Here is an 18,611-nt window from a genome sequence, read left to right on the forward strand (position 1 = left end):
TATACTGCCCCCTTTTTCATCATTCACATAATTTTTGGCCAATATTATAGGCCCTTTTTAAAATCTCCCTTTCATTAACCATAGAAATTTTATCTGTGTTATCAATAAGTAATTCTTCGGTAAATTCAGTATTAGCAGCTTTAAAAAACAATTCCACTACCTTTATGGCTCCAATGAAACCATCCTTGCCTTGTTTTGCACCGGCAGTAGATATAAATATCCCCTTTCTACTTTTATTTATATCTATTATAGGCTTTTTACAAATAAATTTACTTGCCCACAAAGCATGACATCTATCAATCATTAATTTACTTATACTGCTAACTGAATTAAAATATAATGGAGAAGCAAGTATAATTACATCAGCTTTATTAAATTCACTATATAGTTTTTTCATATCATCATCATATATACATTCTCCTGTATTACCACATCTATAGCATCCTATACATTGCTTTATTTCTAATTTTGAAAGTTGATATTTATTGATTTCTGAGTCACACTTTTTTATACCTCTTAATACTTCATCTAATAATGTATCTGTATTTTTACCTGCTCTGGGACTTCCTAATAACGCCAATACTTTCAAAGCTTACCTCCGTAAAAATTATTTGTATTTATGCTTATACCATTAATATACTATAACTTTGTTTTTCTTCCAAGGTAATCATAAAATATTTTATAGATAAACAAATTAGTATCTCTTCTATGATTTTGAAACAATATATAACAGCTAGTTTTAAAAAAATTATAAATAAATCGTTATTTTTTCAAAGTTTTGGATATATATATAAATAGATTAAAAAAGATTAATTTAAAATTTAGGAGGTTACCAAATGAAAACATTAGGTCAATTTTTACAAACTGGAGATTGGAAAGGAGAAAAGCATGTTCCTGTAATACATGCTCCTGAAAAAGTTAAAGCTGGTGAAGGATTTGATTTAAAAGTTTCTATCGGAGATGAAATAAAACATCCAAATACATTAGAACATCACATTTCATGGTTCAAAGTTTTTTTCCATCCAGAAAACGCTAAATTTCCTGTTGAAATAGGAGATTTTAAATTTACTGCCCATGGTGAAGGGGAAGTGCTTGATGAACCTGTTGCTTTAACAAATGTTAAACTGAATAAATCAGGTACAATTTATGCTGTAAGTTACTGTAATATACATGGACTTTGGGAAAACAGCAAAGAAATAGTAGTTGAATAAAACCAAAAGCCCCTTTTGATAGGGGCTTTTTTATTTTAAAAACTTCAAAGAGTCACCGCCACCTTAGAACTTACCTATTAGAACTACAAAAGCGCCATCCGGCGCTTTGTTAATTATGCCATAGCTTTTTCCAGTTTTTCAAGATGCTGAAGTGGAAAACTCCTTAATAATTCTTTGAATTGATCAACTGTCAGTCCTGATGTAGTAGTATATATTCTTATTTTCTCATCTAAATCTGCATTTATAAACTTTTGTTTTATTTCTTGGAATTCAGCAGTTGTAGCCATAAAATCACTCCTTACTTTTTGTAGTAATATTATTATTAGTGGTTTTGAGGATTTTATACTACCTGTTTCAAAATAAAAACTATATAAATCTAATCCAATAAAACTGAAAAAAGAAATCATCTTCTGAGCTTACCGATGTAAATCAAGGTTTAAAAGCCTACATATATGTTAAACTAACTATACACTTCCTCCTTTAAAGAACCAACAAAGGGAAGATTTCTGTACTTTTCAGCATAATCAATGCCATATCCAACAATAAATTCATCTGGAATTTTAAAGCCTATATAATCAACTTTAATATCCACTTTTCTTCTCTCAGGTTTATCTAGTAGTGTACATATCTTCATGCTTTTAGGTTTTCGTGATTTTAAATTTTTTAATAAGTATTTTAAAGTTAATCCTGTGTCTATAATATCTTCAATTATCAGTATATTCTTGTTTTCTATACTAAAATCTAAATCCTTGTTGATCTTTACAACACCTGAGCTTTCCGTTGAAGCACCATAACTAGAAACGTCAATAAAGTCTACTGTAACAGGTATATCAATATTTCTAATTAAATCACTTAGAAATATATTAGCACCTTTTAAAACACCAATAACTATTAAATCCTTTCCTACATAATCTTTAGTGATAATCTTTCCTAGCTCACAAACCTTTTCTTTTATCTTTTCTTCAGAAAATAGTACTTCTTTTACATCATCTCTCATCTACAACACCTTCCTTATACTTACTACAGATATAATAATACCATAAAGTAGAATTAATATTGATAAAAAATAGTAAAACTCAAAATGAATTTGAAAAAAATCATAAATCCCCTTACATTTTTTGATATTTATTGTTCATCCTCATCCTTGATTTCATATTCAACATTTTCTATTGTTTTATCTTTATCTACCTTTATATTTTCATCCCCTTTATTGGAAATATACTTGTCCAGTTCACTGGAAATTGAAGAAATAACATAAACAGCCAATAAAGCATCATCAATAAATCCAAATCCAAGAACGGCCTCAGGAATTATATCCAATGGTGAGAACACATAAATAAGCATTGCCAGTACCATAATTTTTTTAAATATGCTTACGTCCTTATCTAATAAATATTTATATAAAACTGTTACTCTCCTAAAAAATTTTAAAAAAGCCTTAAAAAAATTCAAATTATTATGTTTTGGATGATATCTATTTTTAATTAAAAATACCTCCCTTCAACAGTGTAAATGCTTTCAAAATAATATCTTAACATTTAGCCATCATCATAGTGAAACAGCACTCAAATTTATTATACCTTAAAGTTACTTATTTTTATTATTCACTATATTATAACAATATCCTTCAAAAATATAAATATTTCTTTTAAATTGATGATAATAATTATCATTATTATGTTTAAACCATTATCATTTTGGGAAGATATATAATAAATTAGAAATATTAATTGGCAACAATAGTTTATGCAAATATTATACTCAATTTATTTTAAAAAATTGTATATATATTCAATATAATTTTAAAACTATATATGAATTGAGAAAAACAATTTATAAGGAGGTAATTTAGTAATGGCTGAAAGATTAGTTGGAGTAAAAGCTCCTGATTTTGAAATGAAAACTGCCCTAGGTGATGGGGAAAACTTTGGTAAGGTTAGTTTAAGTGATTACAAAGGCAAGTGGTTAGTTATGTTTTTCTATCCCCTAGATTTCACTTTTGTTTGCCCTACAGAAATTACTGGTTTTAGTAGTAAACATGAAGATTTTAGTAATCTCAATGCAGAAATATTAGCTGTAAGTACAGATAGTATTCATTCCCATAAGGCTTGGATGGGTCTATCACCTGATGAAGGTGGAATTGGAAAGCTAAAATTCCCTGTTGCTTCCGATATAACTCATCAAGTCTCAAGGGATTATGGAGTTTATGTTGAAGAAGAAGGAATTGCATTAAGAGGTCTATTTATAGTAGACCCGGATGGAGTACTAAAATATTCTGTTATACATGACCTAAATGTAGGAAGAAGTACAGATGAAGTTCTTCGGGTTTTAAGAGCACTTCAAACTGGAGGATTATGCCCCCTTGGTTGGGATGAAGGAGATAAATTGTTGTAAGGTTAGTAAATAGAAAAAGAGCAATACCTACTAAAGATGGTATTGCTCTTTTTTAAGCCTTAAAAAAGCTTTCTAAATACTTAGGAACCATATCTTTTGCATTTTCATTGATTAGATCGACTTTTACGCCACTATTTCTAGCCTTTTCAACCATAAACCCTGCTGTAGATGTATAAAAGGATGTGCCTACAACCAATAATACATCGGCCGAATCAATTATATCCATAGCTTCCATATATCCCGGAATCATATCTCCATATAAAACTACATTGGGCTGTAATATTTCATTGCAGTTTGGGCAGTATATTGAATCATACACTTGTTTAAAATCATATTCCTTATTGCATTTGTGACAACTTACATATGTCAAGTTTCCATGAATTTCAAGAACTTTCTTGCTTCCAGCTTTCTTATGTAGTGAATCAATATTCATAGTTATGACTGGCACATCATATTTAGCTATGGCATTATGGGCTTCATTGGGGTGTGCTGCATTAATTCTATCACTAAACTCTTTTAATATATTATAAAATTTCTTCGGATGATTGTTAAAATAACTTCTACTTAATTTTTCACGTAAATCACCAAGCTCAACAAAAGTTGGAATTCCACTATCTTTAGAAATTCCTGCTCCTGTAAATACAACTATTTTTTTCATTTTTGCACCTCTTTTTTAAAATTATATTTTTTTCTTTTTTTCACCACAGCTTATTAGTATTTTATATAAATAAAATTAATTTTGTTGTAAATTGTAATAAAAATACTATTTCCACGGAAATGATATTTGGAAATTTATAATATTTTTGAGTTTACTATCTCTATATTGTAATTATAACATATAATCATAATTAATTTATTATTTTCCAATTATGTATATCATAACTAAATTTCATTCTATTTTTTAATCAATTAGATCATAATTTCAATCTTTTTAAATGGATATTCTAAACATTAAATTACACTATAAAAAGCAAGTATGGCTTTATTTAACCTTACTCACTTTTGTTATAATTCTCAACTTATCTAAATTCTCCTGTTATTGTAAAATCAGAATATAGTAATTTAATAGTTTCTTTTTATCTCCCATTCTTATGTCTATACTGCTTAGGTGTGCATTTTTCTATCTTTTTAAAAATATAACTGAAATAGCTTAAATTATTATATCCTACTTTCTTTCCAATGGCAGAAATTTTTATATTGCTTCCTGCTAAATATTTTTTAGCATTTTCAATACGAATCTTATTTATATAATCAGTTAAAGAATTTTTATTTTTTTCATTAAATACACTGCTTAAATAATTAGGACTAATATAAAATATATTGGCAATTGATTGCAAAGTAAGTTCCTTAGTATAATTCTTTTTTATATATCTATTCACTTTATTTATTAGGTCTCCTTCATCTTGGAAGAAATGTTTCCTTAAAAGATTTATAGAATTCTCTATAAATGAAATAGAATGTTTTGATAAATCATTATAATTGATACAACTGTATATAATATTTTTATATTCATTTCTTAATGAATATAAAATCTCAATATCTTTAATTTCATTATGAATTACTCTAGAAATTATTGTAAAAAGTTCGTCAACAATATTTTTTGCTTTATTAATAGAAATATTATTTGACTCATAATTTTTTAATAAATCTTTAATTATATCAGTGGCAATACCTTCATTTAACTCTTCAACAGCTTTTTCAAGCTCTATTTCTTTTTCAATTGGATATTCTATATTATCAAGATTAATAAAACTGCTTTTATTAAAATTTAGATTTTTCAAATTGGATGATACCTTTAATTTTAAAAGCTTAACATTAGCTTCTTTTAATGCGTTTTCCAGGTTTAAGGTTTCTTTAGTTTTTTCAATTATTTTATTATTTTTTTCTATCATTTCTCTTTCAGTTATATTATTAACTATAATTCTCGAAATACATTTTGCAATAATTGTAAGACATTCTCCTAATGCATATAGTCTACTTCTAAGAACTAGTGGTAGATTATAATAATACTTAATAACTTTTTCATAATCCAAACTATGTTCTTTTGATATTTCTCTTAATTTTTTTTCGATATTATTTAATCTTTTGATAAGTAAATGCCCACAATTTATATACCCAACTGTGGTGCCATTGATGTAAATAGGCACAGAAATTGTAAGTATATTAAAATCACAGGTGTGTATTCTGTGCATATGTTTTAGAGGACTGCTTAAAGCTTTGTCATCATTTATCTTACAATCCCCTTTGTAAATACAAAGCCTGCAAAATTGATTTAGATTAGAAGGCTCTGTAATTCTTCTATTTTCATTATCTAAAAATGTTATTGATAATTTTAAGAGCTTTGATACTTCCAATTGTATTTTTTCTAGAATATCCTTATCAATATTTTCAAGAATGTTTACTTTATCTGTTGTCAACATAGTTTGGTCAATTTCTCCAAACTGTGCAGGTGTATATATTATTAATAATTCAAGATTTTTATCGTCTTTATTTATTACCTCATGCTCTGAATAAGGTGGACAATGCATTATCATTTGAGATTCCATTTCGCTTTCTTTTCCATCAATAACTTGAATACCTTTGCCTTCAAGTACATACAGTATTTGCTCTTCTCCAAAATGAAAATGTCTTTCATGCTTTGAGTTAGGAAAAATAGTAACTAAACCTACACTCATTCTTTGACTTTTAATATCACGTGGGTGATGAATCCATGCAACTTCTCCCCATTTAAATCTTTGTATATCTTTATATTTCATATCCTTCATTTGCAATAGCATCTTATCCATATACAATCATCCCTTAAAAATAATGGATTAATTTTAATAAAAATATTATATCATAATTTTAGAAATTTAAATTTAAATATGGATAAACAAGACTGTCATTTAAAATAAATTTCAAATGAAATAATAAACCCGCCTACATTTTCTATTTGAAATTTATTAAACCTTAAAGTTGTTTATCTTTAGCTTTATAAAATATAAAAACTCTGCGCTCAAAATGAGGGCAGAGTCTTCGTCAAAAGTAAAGCTCTATAAAATTATTGGAATTATTAGGGGCAAGTATAGTATTAATAATAGTATAATAATCAAACCAAATAAATAGGGCAATATAGCCTTTGTTATTTTCTCAATAGATAATCCTGTAATTGTAGAAGCTACATAAAGATTAATTGCCACTGGCGGAGTAACCATACCAATTGCAAGACCCATGACCATAACAATACCAAAGTGAATTAGATTAATGCCTAATTGGTTAATTAAAGGTAAAAATACAGGAGTTAAAATTATTAAAGCAGAAGCAGTTTCCATGAATACACCAGTAATCAATATTATACCTGTTATAAGAAACATAATTATATATTTATTAGATGAAAGCATTAATACTCCATTTGCTATGGCAGTAGGAATATTCCAATTTGCAAGTATCCAACTTAAAATAGAAGATGTTGCTATTATAAACATTACAACAGACATTGTCATAGCTGATTTACAAATAATATTAAATACATCCTTTAGTTTCATATCTCTATACACAAATAGTGATACAATAAGGGCATAATTCACAGCTATAACTGCTGCTTCCGATGGTGTAAAATACCCAGAAAAAATCCCTCCAAGTATAATTATTGGTGTTAAAAGTCCCCAAATAGCACTTTTAAATGTAATCAGAATATTCTTTAATGAAAATTTTGCGCCTGTAGGATAATTTCTGTCATAGGCCTGCTTTATGGCAATACCTATCAGCATAACCCCCATCATTGTCCCAGGTATAAATCCGTTTAAGAAAAGTCTGGATACCGATTGATCGGATATTACTGAATAAAGAATCATTGGTACTGACGGAGGAATAACAACGCCTATTGTTCCACTTGCTGCTATTAGAGCTGCAGAAGATGCTTCATCATAACCCTTTTTCTTAAGTTCAGGTACTAAAGTTGTTCCAACTGCTGCAGTCGTTGCCGCTCCTGAACCTGATATTGCAGCAAAGAACATTCCCGCTAAAACAGATACTATAGAAAGTCCACCCTTGAAAAATCCAAATAAAGAATCTGCAAAATCTACCAGCTTTTCTGATACCTTTCCTTTGGCAAGTAAATCTCCAGATAAGATAAAAAAGGGAACTGCTACTAATGGAAAAGAATCTGTTCCCGCAAACATTCTTTGTGCAATTATCACAAGGGGCATGTCTTGAGTTATAAGTGCTACCATAGAAGATATCCCTAAGGCTATAGCAACTGGAACTCCAATGAGCAACAATATAAAAAATGATATAAATAACAAGGCTGCCATTACATCCCCTCCTCACTATAAATTTCTTCAAACATCAATGTTATTCCATGAATCACCATAACTATAGCGCTTACAGGAATAACACAATATGCCCATTTCATAGGCATACGTAAAGCAGCAGAAACCTGGGTTGATTGCATAGCCATATACTTAAATCCAAATATAACTACAACAATAAAAAATATAAGACATACAAATATATTAATAATTATAATAGCTTTTCTAAACTTATTTTTCAAAAAATCTACTCCAAATGTAACCGATATATGCATGCTTCTTTTATAAGCAAGTGTTGCTCCTAAAAATGTAGACCATACAAGCAGATACCTTGATACCTCTTCAGACCAAGTTAAAGCATCAAAGAATACTCTGAAAAATATTTGTAAAGATATGGATATAATCATTCCAACAATTGATACAAAAACTAATTTCATTATTATCTTATCTACAAAATTACTAATCGCTTTTAGTGTTGACAGTATTTTCATTGCCATCTTCCTTTTTTATTTATTAGCCCTAGTTTAAACTAGGGCTATTCATATATATGTGATTAAGAAATTTAACTTACTCCAATACCACTAAGAATTCTTTTTATTTCTGTCTATAAACCTCAGAGTCTACTTCCATTTCTTTAGTTTCTCAGTCACATATCTCTATAAAAATTTTATTTTAAATCTTCATTAATTTTTTCTATATACTCGCCATATTTATCTTTATATTTCTCATAGACTGGCTCAACGGCTTTTTTAAATGATTCTAAATCAGGTTCTACTATTTCCATTCCACTGGCTTTAAGCTCTTCTAATTGCTTTGCTTCATTTTCTGCATTTATTTTACGTTCATATTCAGCAGCTCTCTGAGCTGATTCTTCAAATATACCTTGAACATCAGTTGGCAGTTCTTCGAATTTTTTCTTGCTCATAACCAATATAGCAGGTGCATATGTATGTCTAGTCATTGATAAATATTTTTGAGTTTCATGGAGCTTAAATGAATGTATAACATTAACTGGGTTTTCTTGTCCATCTATTGTGCCTTGCTGAAGTGCCGTTAAGGCTTCTGTCCATGCCATTGGAACTGCATTGGCCTCTAAGGATTTAAAAGTATCGATATATACAGGATTTTCCATAACTCTTATTTTAAGACCCTCCACATCAGCTGCTGAATTAACAGGCTTTTTGGAGTTGGTCAGGTTTCTAAATCCCCTTTCGGCATATGCTAAACCCTTTAAATTTACATTCTCAAGTTTTCCTAAAAGCTCCTTACCAACAGAACCATCTAAAACTTTATATGCTTCTTCTGGACTACTAAATAGAAATGGAAGCTCAAATACTGCAATTTCCTCAACAAAGTTTGCCACTGGGCCGTTTGTAATAATTCCCATATCGACTGTTCCCATTTGCATTCCTTTAAGAAGTGTTCTTTCATCTCCTAAAGTTGCATTGGGATAAAGCTCTATCTTAACTTTTCCTTCTGTTTTTTCTTCAACTAATTCCTTAAACTTCATAGCTGCAATATGAAAACCATCCTTTTCGTTAACAACATGTGCCAGTTTAATTGTCATAGGCTCCTTCTCTGAATCGCTTGTATTTGCACCAGTATTTTTTCCCTCAGACTTTGTACATCCTGAAAGAACAGTTGTAAACATTAAAACACAAATAATTATTGATATTATTTTTTTCATTATATAAATTCCTCCTCTTGTTATTTTAAAACAGCTCCCGTGTTTGCAGAAGTAACAAGTTTAGTATATCTAGCAAGATAACCAGTATTAACCTTAGGCTCCGGTTTTTCAAATGTTCTTCTTCTCATATCCAATTCATTTTCATCTAGCATAACATTGAGCTTTCTATTCGGTATATCTATTTCAATAATATCTCCATTTTTAATAAGTCCTATAGTCCCACCTTCCATAGCCTCAGGAGATATATGTCCTATTGCTGCTCCACGAGTAGCCCCTGAAAATCTACCATCTGTTAAAAGCGCAACATCCTTATCAAGACCTATCCCTACTATTGCAGATGTTGGAGACAACATTTCCCTCATTCCAGGACCACCCTTAGGACCTTCATATCTTATTACTACAACATCTCCCTTTATAATTTCCCCTTCAAATATAGCATTAACAGCTTCTTCCTCTGAATTAAATATTTTTGCAGGACCCTTATGAGTAAGCATTTCTTTAGCAACTGCTGATTCTTTCACTACTGCTCCATCTAAAGCCAAATTACCTCTTAATATAGCAAGCCCACCTCTATTTCTGTAGGGATTATTTATGGACCTTATAATATTATTATCTGTAACATAAGCATCTTTCGTATTCTCAGCAACTGTTTCTCCTGTAACTGTAATTTCTTCTTTGTTAATTAAGCTTTTTTTAGATAATTCATTCATAAGGGCTGGTATACCCCCTGCTATATGAAGATCTTCCATATGATGTTTTCCACTTGGACTTAATTTAGTCAGATAAGGAGTTTTTTCGCTTATTTTATCAAACAAATCAAGATCAAGCTCTATTCCTGCTTCATGGGCAATTGCAGGTAAATGAAGTACAGTATTTGTAGATCCAGCCATTGCCATATCTACTGTAATTGCATTTTCAAATGCTTTAAGTGTTAAAATATCCCTAGGTTTAATATCCTTTTCTAAACATTCCATAACCTTAATACCTGCTTCTTTGGCAAGTCTTATCCTTTCTCCTGAATGAACCATGGCAGTTCCATTAAAGGGAAGGCCCATTCCTAAGACTTCGGTTAGACAATTCATGCTATTTGCAGTAAATAATCCTGAACATGAACCACATCCTGGACAAGCTTGTCTAGCTACTTCTTCCAGCTCTTCTTCATCTATTATTCCTTTTTGAAAGGCTGCTACTTGTTCAATGCATGTACTAAAATCGATTTCTTCACCCTTATACTTACCTGCTTTCATTGGCCCTCCACTTACTACAACAGATGGAATATTGAGCCTAGCTGCAGCCATTAACATTCCTGGTACAATTTTATCGCAGTTTGGAATCAATACTAATCCATCAAAACCATGGGCCCTTGCCATAGCTTCAATAGAATCTGCTATTAACTCTCTACTAGCAAGTGGATATCTCATTCCATCATGGCCCATTGCTATACCATCACAAATACCTATGGATGGAAATTCTATAGGTGTTCCACCGGACATGGCTACACCCATTTTTGCTGCTTGTGCTATTCTATCTAAATGCATATGACCTGGTATAATTTCATTTTGAGCATTTACTATACCAATAAGAGGCTTATCGATCTCTTTTCTAGTGTAGCCCATACCATATAATAATGACCTGGCTGGAGCTCCCTTTGCACCACCTTTTATAATATTACTTTTCATTAAAATTCCCCCTTACTCTTTACTAATATTATTATAGATTATCATTATATAAGAAATTTACTTAATTTTATGTAAATTATTCAGCACTCATAATTATCAATATATTAATATTTTTCATCAAAATATTAATCAAGAAATTTAATTTCTATTTTTATTATTTTTTAGTTAGACAATCTAAAAATTTAATTTGTATATCTTAAAAACATTAATTTTGCTAAATTTTTTGACTTACACATAAAAAAAACACAGCAATTACTGTGTTTTTTACAAATTATATTATACGAGCAAATCTATAAGCCGAGTTCTGTGTTAGACAGCCATCTATCTAGGCCTACTGTTGCCAGTAGGCTCATGCGACCTACCAACGGGACGGCAGCGGGCTACCACCTTTTTATGTCCCTACTTGGTCTTGCTCCAGATGGGGTTTACAGAGCAGACTAGTCGCCTAGTCTCTGGTGAGCTCTTACCTCACCTTTCCACCCTTACCAGCTTACACTGGCGGTATATTTCTGTTGCACTTTCCTTGGAGTCACCTCCACTGGGTATTACCCAGCACCCTGCCCTATGGAGCTCGGACTTTCCTCATCACAAAATATGTGACGCGACCATCTGACTTACTCGTAATATTCTTTTTTTTGAAGACAAAATATATCTTAACATATAAATTGTATTATGTCAAAATGTAAATTTTACCACTGTTATATGATCTTAAAGGGATTAATATCGATCTCTGAAGTAATAACCTTTAAATTATAATTGTTTTCGTCAATTTCCTTTACTAATCTATCTTTAAGGGGGGTACAGATTATATTCTCAGTTTCATAGTGGCCAGCATCAATTACATTTAGTCCCAACTCTTTGGCTAGCTGAGCATCATGATATTTTATATCTCCTGTAATATAACAGTCGCATTTGTTTAAATAGGCATCCTTAATAAATTCACTTCCACTCCCGGTACAAATTGCAATTTTGCTAACAGCCTCGGACTCATTACCTATTAGTCTTACATTTTCTGCCTTCAGTTTATTTTTTATTTCCACTGCCAGTTCCATTAATTTCTTAGGCTCTTCAAGACAGCCAATTCTACCAAAACCCATGGCTTCTATCATGTTTTCCAATGGTATTATATCGTAGGCAACTTCTTCATAGGGATGGGAATTTTTCATAGCTCTTATTACATTATCTAATTTATCAGCAGCAACTATAGCTTCCAGTCTAAATTCATTTACCCTTTCCAGTTCATTAATACTTCCTATATAGGGTTTAGCTCCCGGTAAAGGTTTAAATGTGCCTGTACCTTTAGCTTGGTATGTACAATGGCTGTAATTGCCTATATAGCCTGCTCCTGCCGCGCTAATGGCATTTCTTAGATCATCGGTATCCTCTTCAGGTACAAAAACAACAAGCTTATAGTATTTTCTATTGTGGGTTATGCTCAGGGGCGTTATGTTATTCAAATTCAGCAGCTTTGCCAGATAGTCACTCGTCCCTCCATTAGAAATGTCAAAGTTTGTATGGGCACAATATAAATTGATATCATTTTTTATTAATTTATTTATTATTCCAACTATGGGATCCGATGTCACCAATCTTTTAAGAGGTTTAAATATTAAAGGATGATGGGTAATTATCATATCGATATCTTTTTTTATAGCCTCATCAATAATGCTGCTATTTAATTCAAGACATACCATTATCTTTTCTATTTCCCTATCTTTATTTCCGACCTGTAGTCCAACATTATCCCATTCCTCCGCCAGATATGTAGGGGCTATCCTCTCCATTATATTTATAATATCAATACATCTTACAGACATTTCTTCACTTCCTTAAGCTTTTTTATCTTTATTTTACACTCTAAATATTTTTCTTTGGCCTTTATAGAGTTTTCTTCTTCTACATTTTTCAAAATCTCACTATATTTTTTGAGTTTTAAATCTACAAACTCTTTTATATATGGGTCGTTATTTTCAATCAGCTTCATCCCAACTTCGTAATATATACTATCCTTTATTGTCATTTCCCCTCTGCTTACTACTAGTATTTCATAAAACTTATTTCCTTCCTTTGCCAATCTTTCATTATCTATTTTAAAATTATTTTTACAGAACCATTTTCTTAATTCATCCTGTGCAATCATTGGCTGAAAAATAAAGGTCTTAATTGTATCTACTACTTCCTTACTTTCCCTAAGGATATCTCTGATTAACAAGCCTCCCATACCCGCAATAATTGCTGTATCTATCTCTCCTGGTTTTATTGCCCTTAAACCATTTCCTAGTCTTGTTTCTATATATTTTTCCATACCATAATTGTTTATAGTCTTTTCTGCGTTGTTAAGGGGGCCTATGTTAATATCTGCTGCAATTACCCTTTTAGCAATTTTATTTTTTATCAAATACACTGGTAAATATGCATGGTCAGTACCTATATCAGCAACAACACTTTCCTTTGGAACCAATTCAGATATTGTCTTTAGCCTTGAATTAAGTTTCACCGTTATCCCTCATTTCCATATAAATCTGTTATAACTTTTTATCTGATATAGTAAAATAATCTCAAAATTTTAATTATGCAATTATCTCAAACTAATAAAAATCTTAATTTGAACAATAATATAGATATTCCATCAAAACTAGTAGTAATTAGCTAGCAAATAGTAGTTATCTTCATCTAGAAAACATTAATTTATGAGGTGATTTTATGAAGGATAAAGAAAAACAAAATCCCCAAAAAAAGATTCAAAAACCTAGTCTAGTTCATTTTAGTTGGGGAGGATATACCCATGAATGGGAAGAAGAAGCAGACCAACTAATGAATTATAAACAAGATCAATTAGATAAAAAGGAATCAAGAGAAGAAAAAGAACGTAAAATTGAATATGGAAATGAGCAACAATATTGGTTAGACAAAGATTAAATTTTAATTTTAAAGATTCGCTTTATGCGAATCTTTATTCTAAATAGTCCTTTAATTTCTTACTTCTACTAGGATGCTTTAGCTTTCTTAATGCCTTTGCTTCTATCTGCCTTATTCTTTCTCTAGTTACATCAAATTTCTTTCCAACTTCCTCTAAAGTTCTTGCTCTTCCATCTTCTAAACCAAATCTTAGCTTAAGAACTTTTTGTTCTCTAGGAGTAAGAGTATCTAGAACTTCTATTAACTGCTCTTTTAGCATGGAAAATGCAGCTGCTTCTGCCGGTGCTGGCGCATCATCGTCAGGTATAAAATCGCCTAAATGGCTATCTTCTTCTTCACCGATAGGAGTTTCTAAAGAAACCGGTTCTTGAGCAATTTTTAAAATATCTCTAACCTTTTCTACAGTCATATCCATTTCCTTAGCAATCTCTTCAGGAGCAGGTTCTCTACCTAATTCTTGTAATAGCTGTCTTGAAACTCTAATTAGCTTATTAATGGTCTCAACCATATGAACAGGTATTCTAATGGTTCTTGCCTGATCAGCTATTGCCCTTGTTATTGCCTGTCGTATCCACCATGTGGCATAGGTACTGAACTTGTATCCCTTTCTCCAGTCAAACTTTTCTACGGCTTTAATTAATCCTAAATTCCCCTCCTGAATGAGATCTAAAAATAACATTCCTCTACCAACATATCTCTTGGCGATACTTACAACCAGTCTCAAATTTGCTTCACATAATTTTCTCTTTGCAAATTCATCACCATTTTCCATTCTTTTGGCTAGATCAATTTCTTCCTCTGCTGTAAGTAAAGGTACTTTACCAATCTCCTTTAAATACATTCTTACCGGGTCATCTATATTAATCCCCTTTGGCAAAGAAATTTCTAAATTAGTTTCTTCTTTACCATGAGCGTCTTCTACATTGTCATCGTCCTCATTAATGTCTATTATATCATCCTTATCACTTACTATCTCAATTCCCATAGAAGTCAATGAGTCATACACTTCTTCGATTTGCTCTTTATCTAGATCAATATCTTCTAGTGTATCCATTATTTCAGTATAAGTAAGATTGCCTTTCTTTTTACCCTTTTCTACAAGCTTAGTTACAGATTTAACCTTTTTATTATTAACATTTTTAATACTTTTGTTTTTACTCATATGACTTCCCTCCCTTCAAATCGATTTGGTTTTCCCCAATACTTTTTAACTCTTTTCCTAACAAGTCCAATTTTCTCCATAACTCCTTTATTTTCATTACATTCCTTTCATCCTCATATTTTGTTTTTTCTAATCTTTTCATTTCTTTTTTAGTAAATTCAATTTCATTTTTCACTTTAAAATATTTTAATGAATTTAATAAATCCTCTATGGTTTTATCTATATTTTCAAAAGGAATAAAGCACTGCTCTATTTCTTTTAATAATCTTGTCTCTTCAATTTCTAGTCTATCGATAAAAGAGATTAAATCTATCTTGTCTTCTAATTTGTAAGCCTCTACAATATTTGCAAATATATTTTTTATTCCTTTACTCAAAAAATCTTTTTCATCTATTTTTGAAAATATTTTCTCATAATTAGTTTTACTTGTTAGACATAAAGATATGATGTTTTTCTCTATCTCTACCCATCCATTTTTTTCTATTTTTTTTACAGGTTGAACCTTATTTTGAAATTTATTAAATCTGAAACTTGATTTTCTATTCTTTCTATTATATTTATAATGATTTTTTTTATCACTATTATTACCATAAATTTCCGACTTTATAACATCAACAGCTATTCCAGACTCTTTGGAAAGCTTTTCAATATAAACATCCCTTTTAATAGGACTTTTTATAGGTTTTATAATTTTTATTGATTCCCTGACAAAACTGATTTTTCCTTCATTAGTATCTAGATTATTTTCATTTTTTATTTTTTCCATTTTATAATCTATTAATGGGAGAGACATTTCTATCTTTTCTCTAAATGAATCGGCTCCAAATTTCCTAATATATTCATCGGGATCCATTTTACTATTAAGCCTTATAACCTTAATCCTGCAACCAACCTCATCTAATATATCCATTCCTCTTATGGTTGCAGCTTCACCTGCTGAATCAGAATCATATGCAATAATTACTTCCTCACAATACCTTTTAAATAAATTTGCGTGGTTTTTGGTTAATGCTGTTCCCAGAGTTGCAACAACATTTTTTATTCCAAATTGATATAAAGAAATTACATCAGTATAGCCTTCAACAACTATAAGTCTTTTTTCCTCTCCAAGCTGATTTCGTGCTAAATTTAGTCCATATAATACGCTTCCTTTATTAAATATAGGACTTTCTGGTGAATTCAGATACTTAGGAACAGAATCATCCAGAACCCTTCCACCAAAACCAATAACTTTTTTTGTAGTACTTATAATAGGAAAAATAACTCTATTTCTAAATCTATCATAATAACCTTTCTTATCTTTTCTTTCCACAACCAATCCTGTTTCATAAATAAGCTCTTGACTATAACCTTTACTTAATAAATACCTATTTAGTCTTTCCCACTCATTTATAGAATAACCTAGTCCAAACTTTTTAATAATCTCTGTACTCAAACCTCTATTTTGTAAATACTCTATACCTTTATTATGGTTTTTATTTAGATTTCTAAAAAAATATATTGCTGCCTCTCTATTAATTTTATATAGTTTATTCTTCCTATTTGCTTTTTCTTTATTATAATTATTATTTGTATACTCAGATAAATCAATATTACATCTTTCAGCTAATAACTCCAAAGCATCAATAAAATCTAAATTTTCTTTTTCCATTACAAATTTTATAACATCACCAGCCTGTCCACATCCAAAACAATGGAATAATTGTTTATCTTCGGATACAATAAAGGATGGTGTTTTTTCGTTATGAAAAGGACATAAGCCTTTATAATTTTTTCCACTTTTTTTTAAGCTAACATATTCTGATACTATTTCTACAATATCATTTCTTTCAGATACCTCTTTAATTAATTCATCAGAATATCTCATTGACATTTAAATCACACCTAACAATACACTATACATTATGTTTCTCTATTATTTCTAAATTTCCTTTTAAATTTTATGAATTTTTATAGATTGTATTAATTTGTAAAAAAGCACACAGAAAAAACAGTGTTTTGTCAAAATATTACTTGAAAATGTCTAAATATAGAATTGAAACTCCTGAAAAATAAAACTCCTGAATCCATTATTCGACATTATTCTTTAATATCCTTCTTAGTTTTTTAAAATATTAATTTCTGCAATTTTCAGAAAAATTTATAATTACGACATATTTGTGTATTTTTTAAGGTTTAAGTCCGAAATCTTGGAACAAATATTTCTAAATATTTATTTATAGCATACCTATCAGACATTCCAGCTATATAATCTTTAACTTTTTCTTGAGCTTTATTTTCATTTCTAATTTCATCATAAATTTCCTTCGGAAGCTTAGAAGGATTTTTGCAAAAATAATTATAAAGCTGAATAATCACATTTTGTGCTTTATCTTCCTCTTTCTTAGCTTTCTTATTTAAATAGACGTATTCAAACATAAAATTCCTTAATTTTTCTGTATAATAATGAATTTCATCACTCATTAGAATAACATCTTTATCAAAGCTCTCATTAATTACATCTCTAATCATGGTATTTATTCTATCCCTATGGGTAGATCCCAAATATATAGTACAATCCCTTGGAATCCAATCTTCTTTTAAAACCATAGCTCTAACAGCATCATCTATGTCGTGGTTTATATATGCGATTCTATCGCTTATTTTAACTACTTGGCCCTCCAAGGTAGTTGGAAGAGCTTTTCCAGTATGATTTAAAATACCGTCCTTTACTTCATAGGTCAGATTTAATCCACCTTCTTTATAACCTCTTTTCTCTAATTTCTCTACTACCCTTAAACTTTGCCTATTATGCTTAAATCCACTTTCATGTATCTCATTCAGTACATATTCTCCACAATGGCCAAATGGTGTATGTCCAAGATCATGGCCCAGAGCAATTGCTTCAGTTAAATCCTCATTCAATCTCAATGCCCTTGCTATGGTTCTAGAAATTTGAGCAACTTCTAATGTATGGGTAAGCCTAGTCCTATAATGATCTCCTTCAGGAGATAGAAAGACCTGAGTCTTATGTTTTAGTCTTCTAAAGGCCTTAGAATGAATTATTCTATCTCTATCTCTTTGAAACTCTGTACGTATGTCACATTTGTTTTGTGGAAGATCTCTTCCTCTGGAATCTTTTGATTTGCAGGCATATTTAGATAAAGTTATTTGTTCATTTTTCTCCGTTATCTCTCTAATATTCATAAAATACCCCATTTATACCATTTCTAATATAAAAAAAAGCAAACAATTTTTCTTTTCCTCAATTATATATATACAACAATAATG

The 18,611-nt window shown here is 30.2% G+C and carries 18 protein-coding genes and 1 other RNA gene; 3 read left to right on the forward strand and 16 right to left on the reverse strand.

Annotated features, from left to right (window positions below; all coding sequences use genetic code 11):
* Positions 1-19: 19 nt before the first annotated feature.
* Positions 20-589, reverse strand: a complete 570-nt coding sequence (locus tag B5X81_RS15875) for a flavodoxin family protein (RefSeq protein WP_079493085.1) — start codon at positions 587-589, stop codon at positions 20-22.
* A 247-nt stretch (positions 590-836) separates the two neighbouring features.
* On the opposite strand from B5X81_RS15875, the gene B5X81_RS15880 reads away from it, so the two are divergent.
* Positions 837-1,211, forward strand: coding sequence for a class II SORL domain-containing protein (locus B5X81_RS15880; protein WP_079493086.1), 375 nt, complete (start codon positions 837-839; stop codon positions 1,209-1,211).
* A gap of 113 nt (positions 1,212-1,324) precedes the next feature.
* On the opposite strand, the gene B5X81_RS27545 is transcribed toward B5X81_RS15880, so the two are convergent.
* From B5X81_RS27545 to B5X81_RS15890, 3 genes are all read right to left on the reverse strand, one after another.
* On the reverse strand, positions 1,325-1,498 hold the full coding sequence (locus B5X81_RS27545; RefSeq protein ID WP_170917462.1) for a hypothetical protein: 174 nt from the start codon (positions 1,496-1,498) through the stop codon (positions 1,325-1,327).
* A gap of 173 nt (positions 1,499-1,671) precedes the next feature.
* Positions 1,672-2,208, reverse strand: a complete 537-nt coding sequence (hpt, locus tag B5X81_RS15885) for a hypoxanthine phosphoribosyltransferase (RefSeq protein WP_079493088.1) — start codon at positions 2,206-2,208, stop codon at positions 1,672-1,674.
* Positions 2,209-2,336: 128 nt separating this feature from the next.
* A complete protein-coding gene (locus B5X81_RS15890) occupies positions 2,337-2,567 on the reverse strand; it encodes a YkvA family protein (protein ID WP_280175285.1) in 231 nt (76 codons plus the stop codon).
* A 498-nt stretch (positions 2,568-3,065) separates the two neighbouring features.
* Here B5X81_RS15890 and B5X81_RS15895 point away from each other — a divergent pair, with 498 nt between their 5' ends.
* Positions 3,066-3,605, forward strand: a complete 540-nt coding sequence (locus B5X81_RS15895; protein ID WP_079493091.1) for a peroxiredoxin — start codon at positions 3,066-3,068, stop codon at positions 3,603-3,605.
* Positions 3,606-3,657: 52 nt separating this feature from the next.
* Here B5X81_RS15895 and B5X81_RS15900 read toward each other — a convergent pair whose 3' ends face one another.
* From B5X81_RS15900 to B5X81_RS15940, 9 genes are all read right to left on the reverse strand, one after another.
* Positions 3,658-4,263 carry an SIR2 family NAD-dependent protein deacylase gene (locus B5X81_RS15900; protein ID WP_079493092.1) on the reverse strand — a complete coding sequence of 202 codons (606 nt, stop codon included), beginning with the start codon at positions 4,261-4,263 and terminating at the stop codon, positions 3,658-3,660.
* Positions 4,264-4,681: 418 nt separating this feature from the next.
* Positions 4,682-6,391, reverse strand: a complete 1,710-nt coding sequence (locus B5X81_RS15905) for a PocR ligand-binding domain-containing protein (protein ID WP_079493094.1) — start codon at positions 6,389-6,391, stop codon at positions 4,682-4,684.
* A 246-nt stretch (positions 6,392-6,637) separates the two neighbouring features.
* On the reverse strand, positions 6,638-7,897 hold the full coding sequence (locus B5X81_RS15910) for a TRAP transporter large permease (protein WP_079493095.1): 1,260 nt from the start codon (positions 7,895-7,897) through the stop codon (positions 6,638-6,640).
* Positions 7,897-8,385, reverse strand: a complete 489-nt coding sequence (locus B5X81_RS15915) for a TRAP transporter small permease (protein ID WP_079493097.1) — start codon at positions 8,383-8,385, stop codon at positions 7,897-7,899. Before B5X81_RS15915 ends, B5X81_RS15910 begins: the two co-directional genes overlap by 1 nt.
* 176 nt (positions 8,386-8,561) lie before the next feature.
* The gene (locus B5X81_RS15920; RefSeq protein ID WP_079493098.1) at positions 8,562-9,581 is read right to left on the reverse strand and encodes a TRAP transporter substrate-binding protein; all 1,020 of its coding nucleotides are present in this window, start codon (positions 9,579-9,581) and stop codon (positions 8,562-8,564) included.
* 20 nt (positions 9,582-9,601) lie between these two features.
* Positions 9,602-11,260, reverse strand: a complete 1,659-nt coding sequence (gene ilvD, locus B5X81_RS15925; protein ID WP_079493100.1) for a dihydroxy-acid dehydratase — start codon at positions 11,258-11,260, stop codon at positions 9,602-9,604.
* Positions 11,261-11,537: 277 nt separating this feature from the next.
* An RNA gene (gene rnpB / locus B5X81_RS15930) (RNase P RNA component class A) lies at positions 11,538-11,881 on the reverse strand.
* A 77-nt stretch (positions 11,882-11,958) separates the two neighbouring features.
* A complete protein-coding gene (locus B5X81_RS15935; RefSeq protein ID WP_079493101.1) occupies positions 11,959-13,077 on the reverse strand; it encodes a Nif3-like dinuclear metal center hexameric protein in 1,119 nt (372 codons plus the stop codon).
* Positions 13,068-13,757 (reverse strand): tRNA (adenine(22)-N(1))-methyltransferase, encoded by a 690-nt coding sequence (locus B5X81_RS15940; protein WP_079493103.1) that lies wholly within the window; start codon positions 13,755-13,757, stop codon positions 13,068-13,070. Before B5X81_RS15940 ends, B5X81_RS15935 begins: the two co-directional genes overlap by 10 nt.
* Before the next feature lie 206 nt (positions 13,758-13,963).
* On the opposite strand from B5X81_RS15940, the gene B5X81_RS15945 reads away from it, so the two are divergent.
* The gene (locus B5X81_RS15945; RefSeq protein ID WP_079493105.1) at positions 13,964-14,179 is read left to right on the forward strand and encodes a hypothetical protein; all 216 of its coding nucleotides are present in this window, start codon (positions 13,964-13,966) and stop codon (positions 14,177-14,179) included.
* A 34-nt stretch (positions 14,180-14,213) separates the two neighbouring features.
* Here B5X81_RS15945 and rpoD read toward each other — a convergent pair whose 3' ends face one another.
* From rpoD to B5X81_RS15960, 3 genes are all read right to left on the reverse strand, one after another.
* Positions 14,214-15,341 (reverse strand): RNA polymerase sigma factor RpoD, encoded by a 1,128-nt coding sequence (gene rpoD, locus B5X81_RS15950; protein ID WP_079493106.1) that lies wholly within the window; start codon positions 15,339-15,341, stop codon positions 14,214-14,216.
* A complete protein-coding gene (gene dnaG / locus B5X81_RS15955; RefSeq protein ID WP_079493108.1) occupies positions 15,334-17,214 on the reverse strand; it encodes a DNA primase in 1,881 nt (626 codons plus the stop codon). The genes rpoD and dnaG overlap by 8 nt, the downstream gene beginning before the upstream one ends.
* Before the next feature lie 302 nt (positions 17,215-17,516).
* Positions 17,517-18,527 carry a deoxyguanosinetriphosphate triphosphohydrolase gene (locus B5X81_RS15960; RefSeq protein ID WP_079493109.1) on the reverse strand — a complete coding sequence of 337 codons (1,011 nt, stop codon included), beginning with the start codon at positions 18,525-18,527 and terminating at the stop codon, positions 17,517-17,519.
* Between the last annotated feature and the right edge of the window lie 84 nt (positions 18,528-18,611).

The sequence above is a fragment of the Maledivibacter halophilus genome (genome assembly GCF_900167445.1).
GTDB classification, from domain to species: domain Bacteria; phylum Bacillota; class Clostridia; order Peptostreptococcales; family Caminicellaceae; genus Maledivibacter; species Maledivibacter halophilus.